Raw genomic sequence first — 5377 nt, 5'->3', positions numbered from 1 at the left:
CCAACCACTGATCATCCGAAAGGTCCCCACGCCCCACACCGAGATCATCACGGCCTGAGGCGTGTTCAAGAGCTCAGTTCCAAAACACGGCCTAGGCCGAACCACAGCAGGACCGGGCGGTGCATCGCCAGGGCCAGCAGAGCGGCGCCGCCCACCGGCAGCAGTGCCGACATCGCCCGCGCGGCGGAGTTGCCGGTCTCGGCCGGCGGTGCCGGCAGCGTGACCTCGGCCTGCGGTATGGAGGGGGCTGCGGCGAAGGTCCGGTCGAAGTCCAGCCGTCCGTCACCACTGCACGTGGTCCGTACGGCGCCTGCCGGACGGGGGACCCACCGCAGTATGTCCGAGCCGATCTGCAGGACGCTTCCAGGGTGCAGCGCCGAGGAGCCGTCCACCGGCACGCCGTCGACGAACGTGCCGTTCGTCGACCGCTCGTTCACCACGACGGCGTCGCCGTCAGCGGAGATTTCCAGGGTCGCGTGCGCGCCGCGCGAGACTTCCGTGTCCCGCAGGCACACGGCGGCCTCGGAACTGCGCGCGACGGTGTGCGCACCCGGCCCCAAGGCGACCGTCAACCCGCTGTCCGGACCGTCCGTCACCTCCAGGACGCCTCCCGCCTCACCCGGCACGGCGCGGAACGCCGGCCCAGGGGCGCCGACGCTGATCACCGAGCCGTGCAGGAGCGGACTGTCGGCGATGGTGGTCGAGGGATCGAGGACGACCGACCCGACGAAGCAACTACGTCCGTCCACCGGCACCGGCAGCGACCCCAGCAGCGAGCCGACGCTGCTGGCCGGTGCGGCGATGACCTCGAGGTCCCGCTGCGTCCCAGCGCGGGCGTCACGTACGGTCAACCGGAGGATCACGGCTCGACTCCCGTCTGCCACACCCACAGCTTGCCGACACGGCCGTAGACGAGGGTTCTGCCATCGGAGCTCAGCGCGATCTTCTCCGCGTAGAGGCCGTTGTCGCGGTCCAGGGTCACTTTCGCCGCTGCCTGCCCGGTGTCGGTGTCGGTGTCGGTGTGCCAGATCCGGATCGTGCCGTCCAGGCCGCTGGTGGCCAGGAGATCGCGGTCGGGACCTGCGAACGACGTGTCGGAGACCGCGGCCGAGTGGCCGTACAGGGTATGCAGCAGTTTTCTGGATCCGACGTCCCAGATCTCCACGGTGTTGTTGGGCCGCTCGAGGGCCCAAGTGCCGTCGCCGCCTTTGGATGCGCGGCCGGTGCCGGCGTCCCACACCGCCAGCTTCGGGGTGGTGCCGAGTCTGATGCGTGTGGTGAGCGTGGTGCCGTCGGCGCTGAAGCCGACCGCTTCGACGCCGCCCGCGGTCCCGGTAACGGTAGCCGTGATCTTCTTCGTCGGCACGTTCCACAGAGTGACGTCGTTCCGGTCGATCACGCTGGCGAGGGCTGTGCCGTCCGGGCTGAACCGCAGGTACGTGGCGGAGGCGTCGGGGTCGTTCTTGTCAACGGTGAGGGTGGCCGTGTTCTCGTAGGACCCCATTTTCCATAGCTTGATCTTGCTGTCGTCGCCGGAGCTGGCCAGTGTGTGGTTGTCCGGGCTGAAGCTCAGGGCTTCGACGCCACCGTCGTGGCCGGTCAGGGTCGCCATGACCTTGCGACGGTCCACGTCCCAGATCTTGATGCGGCCATCATGCGTGTCGGCGGCGAGCAGGGCCCCGTTGGGACTGAGGTCGAAGGCCCTGCCCCAGTTTGATTCGCCCAGGGCAACGGGGTTCAGGTGACGCGGGAAGAACAATGTCCCCGTGAGGACGACGACCAGGACGATCGTCCACGCAGCCAGACGCTCACGGCGCGGGCCGTGGAAACGGGCCGGGCCGGTGCTCGCCTCTCCAGTGCTGCTGATGCTGAGGCCGGGCGGCGCTGCGGCGCGCAGGGCCGCCTTCGTCGCGGCGACGGGCGCCTCGACGTAGTCCAGCGTCCAGGTGAAGGACCGGCCCTTCTGCGAGGGGACGAACCCCTCGAAAGGCGGCTTCTTCTTGACTGCGGCGGGGGTGGCGGAGGACATGTGCAGGGTCATCGAGGTGCAGTCGGTGCTGGCTCCTCTCCGGCGCACGCGGACGAACGGCTCCAGCTCGACCGCCTCGACGTCCCCCCAGGCCACCGTGCACTTCCTCGCGGCTTCTCCGCTCGCGGAGAGAATCAGGCCCTGGCTGGCGAACTCCGCCTTCCGCCACCACGGATAGTGAACGCTGTCGATGACTTTGAAGAACACGAGAAGGAAGAACACGAGAAGAACGGCAAGGCCACTGAGCTGGAAGGACTTCGGCATGGCCACATGACCGCCCAAGAATCTCCAGGCGATCAGACCACCGAGCAGGGCCAGGACGGCGATGGCCGCCAGGTTGAACGCCATGACCGACGGCGGCACATAGATGGTGAAGGACCTCGGAGTTCCGCTTCCCCACCGTCCCCCGGTGCCCGTCCTCCTCACCCTGGGCGCGCCCGCCCTGACCGTCGTGGGCTCGTCTTCCCAACCGCCTGAGCCGGAAGCGGAGGCGGCGTCTGCCCGTGCCCGGCCGCGTGTGACCGTCGTCTCGTCGTCCACCGCCCGGGGTCGGTTCACCTGCCCCCTCTGGGGGTCCTCCGCGGACCGCAGCAGATCCTCGGCCCGCTGGGCTGACAACCGGTGCCTGAGGTCCCGGGTGAGAAGCCCGGCCACCACGGGCGCCAGCGACGGGTGGCCGTCCAGCCGAGGTATCTCGTCCTGCAGGATCGCCCGGATCGTGGCGGCCGTGGAGCCCCGCTCGAACGGGGCACTGCCCCGAACGGCGTGAAACAACGTCGCGCCCAGTGACCACAGATCCGCCGCCGGAGTGGGATCCGAGTCCTCGAACAGCTCCGGAGCCATGTAACCGGTTGAACCGGCGACGCCGTAGGTGGTCAGACGGGTATCGTCCAGGGCATGGGAGATGCCGAAGTCGACCAGCTTGACCTCATCTCCCGGCAGCAGCATGACGTTGCTGGGTTTGACGTCCCGGTGGATCAGCCCGATGGAGTGTGCAGCCCGCAACGCGCTCAATAGTTGCGCTGCGATGCCGACTACCCGCTCCTCAGCCAAGGGCCCGTCACCGTTGAGTACTTCCGCCAGCGTAGGCGCCTGAACCAGTTCCATGACGATGTAGACAGCATCGTCCTCGGGCACGGCCGGTACGAGGTCGTGGATCCCCACGACACCGGGGTGGTTGAGTCGGCCGGCCGTGCGGGCTTCGCGTAGTGCCCGCTCACTGAACACTCCCCGCTCCCGCTCGGACAGCCCCTGCGGGACGCGTAATTCCTTGACCGCCACAGGCCGCCCGATCAACTCATCAGTCGCCCGCCACACCACCCCCATCCCACCCCGGCCCAAAGCTTCCACCAGGCGATACCGCCCCGCCACCAGCCGCCGTGCCCCCTGAGAATCCGCTCCCACAACCGTGCCCCCCGTCAGACTCATCCCCTGGCAACCGCCCCGCACGCTAGTCTGATAGTCAGGTAACTTGCCGTACCACCAGATATCGGCCTGCCGGGGGAGGTTACAAGCCAAATGGCCAGGAAATTCGCATGCGACCCCCAGGAAGCTGAACTGGTGGCAAGGGAGTTGACCCGCCTGCGCTCCGATCTCCAACTCTCGCTCTCGAATCCCCTGGAGGATGCGACAAGCGCACTGGCCTCCGACACGATCGAAGCAGCACTGGGCGAGTTCACGCAAGCCGTGACCACAGCCCGGACCAGCCTGATCACTGCGGTCGGCTCGGCGGCCGGGTTGTTCGCCGCTCTATCCGAGGGCACGCTCGACCTGGACAAGGCGTTCGCCGAACGAGCCACACACACGAAGTTGTGAAAGAGGTCTGATGGTGGATGTAAATGTTGGCTACGACGGAGTGAACCGTGCAGCCCTTCAGCTGAAGACTGGACAGGATGAAATAACTCAGAAACTCCAGTCCCTCAAGGGTATGGTCGACCAGTTGGTGACGAGCGAGTTCCGAACCCAATTAGCATCCAGTAAGTTCCAGGACTCCTACCAGCAGTGGACCACTGGCGCCACGACCATGCTCCAAGGCCTGGAGGGCATGGCCGGCTTTCTCAACGACGTCGTCAGGGAACACCAGGACCTGGATCTCCGACTTGCCGGAGGCGCAGGCAGCTGACCCGGCCGGGACCCCGCAGACATGGACAACTGGAGCGTCCTGGACCTGACGGAAGATCCCGTGCCGGGAGACCCTGCACAGATCCAGGCCTTGGCTGCACGGCTGAAGCGCGAAGCCGACCATGCCGAAGAGCACACCAGCCGGCTCCAACAGGTCGCCGCCAACAGCGGCGACTGAGGTTCCCCCGAGATGTGGGGAAAGGTGACAGCAGGTCAGATGGGTCTCATGAGAGGAGCCCAGACGATGCCTGCCCCGGGGAAGTACCCGCTGGAGTTGCGTGAGCGTGCGGTGCGGAGTACCGGACCGCCGAGCCGAAGCCCGTGATCCGCCGCATGGCCGAGGAACTCGGCGTGCATCACGAAGCCCTGCGGAACTGGATCCGGCAGGCCGAGGCCGACGCCGGCGAGCGGGATGACCTGCTCACCACCGATGAGAAGAACGAGCTCGCCCAGCTGCGGCGCGAGGTGCGGGACCTGCGCCGGGCGAACGAGGTCCTGCGGACGGCCTCGGCTTTTTTCGCCGCGCAGCTCGACCCGACCCGGCCCAGGTGAGAGCGCTCCTCGACGAGCACCCGCACCTGGGGGTCGAGCCCGTACTGCGGGAACAGCACATCCCCTCCTCCACCTACTACCGCTGGCGTCAGGCCGAGAAGAACCCCTGCGAACGGATCCGCCGGGACGCCGAGCTGACCGGGCAGATCCGGCAGATCCACCAGGACTCCGGCGGGATCTACGGATCGCCCAGGATCCATGCCGTCCTGGGGCGCGAGGGTGTCCACGTCGGCCGCAAGCGGGTCGAGCGGCTCATGCGCCAAGCCGGCCTGGCCGGGATCAGCCCCCGCAGGAGCAAGGACTTCACCCGCCGCGACCCGGACGCCGACCTCGCCCCTGACCTGCGCAGCCGCAGCGACACGCGACGGCCCACCCGCCCACCAGCGGGACAAACGGGGCGTAGCCACCGCATCAACAGACAGCGATCACCGCTGACGAATCGAGGTTGACAACTGTAGGAGCGTCAACGCCCTCATGGAATCCACGATCGGCCTGTACAGAACCGAGTTGATCAAGCCCCAGCGGCCCTGGAAGACGCTCGCCCAGGTCGAGCTGGCCACCGCCGAGTGGGTCGGCTGGTACAACCACCGGCGACTCCGCGGTGAGGTAGGCCATGTCCTGCCCGTCGAGTATGAAGCGAGCTACTACACGGAACTCACGAAATCCCGGGTCACA

At 67.4% G+C, this 5377-nt stretch carries 7 protein-coding genes and 1 pseudogene; 6 read left to right on the top strand and 2 right to left on the bottom strand.

Annotated features, from left to right (window positions below; translation table 11 throughout):
* Positions 1-65: 65 nt before the first annotated feature.
* Both ACIF9R_RS37980 and ACIF9R_RS37975 read right to left on the bottom strand, forming a co-directional pair.
* Positions 66-851, bottom strand: a complete 786-nt coding sequence (locus ACIF9R_RS37980; protein WP_399987650.1) for an FHA domain-containing protein — start codon at positions 849-851, stop codon at positions 66-68.
* A gap of 8 nt (positions 852-859) precedes the next feature.
* Positions 860-3547, bottom strand: a complete 2688-nt coding sequence (locus ACIF9R_RS37975) for a WD40 repeat domain-containing serine/threonine protein kinase (protein WP_399987648.1) — start codon at positions 3545-3547, stop codon at positions 860-862.
* Between ACIF9R_RS37975 and ACIF9R_RS37970 the strand changes: the two genes are divergently transcribed.
* From ACIF9R_RS37970 to ACIF9R_RS37945, 6 genes and pseudogenes are all read left to right on the top strand, one after another.
* A complete protein-coding gene (locus tag ACIF9R_RS37970) occupies positions 3548-3844 on the top strand; it encodes a hypothetical protein (protein WP_399987646.1) in 297 nt (98 codons plus the stop codon).
* A 10-nt stretch (positions 3845-3854) separates the two neighbouring features.
* Positions 3855-4151, top strand: coding sequence for a WXG100 family type VII secretion target (locus ACIF9R_RS37965; protein WP_399987644.1), 297 nt, complete (start codon positions 3855-3857; stop codon positions 4149-4151).
* 21 nt (positions 4152-4172) lie between these two features.
* A complete protein-coding gene (locus ACIF9R_RS37960) occupies positions 4173-4328 on the top strand; it encodes a hypothetical protein (protein ID WP_399987642.1) in 156 nt (51 codons plus the stop codon).
* A gap of 137 nt (positions 4329-4465) precedes the next feature.
* Positions 4466-4702 (top strand): annotated as a pseudogene (locus tag ACIF9R_RS37955) (transposase); the annotation flags it as partial.
* Complete coding sequence (locus ACIF9R_RS37950) at positions 4699-5151, top strand: IS3 family transposase (protein ID WP_399987640.1); 453 nt, start codon at positions 4699-4701, stop codon at positions 5149-5151. The pseudogene ACIF9R_RS37955 and the gene ACIF9R_RS37950, both read left to right, overlap by 4 nt.
* A gap of 25 nt (positions 5152-5176) precedes the next feature.
* On the top strand, positions 5177-5377 hold a 201-nt coding region (locus tag ACIF9R_RS37945), incomplete at its 3' end, for an IS3 family transposase (RefSeq protein WP_399987638.1).

The organism is Streptomyces sp. NPDC086080, assembly GCF_044540255.1.
GTDB lineage: Bacteria > Actinomycetota > Actinomycetes > Streptomycetales > Streptomycetaceae > Streptomyces.
The sequence above is the reverse complement of the archived record's forward strand: the minus strand, read 5'-3'. Positions and strand labels throughout refer to the sequence as shown.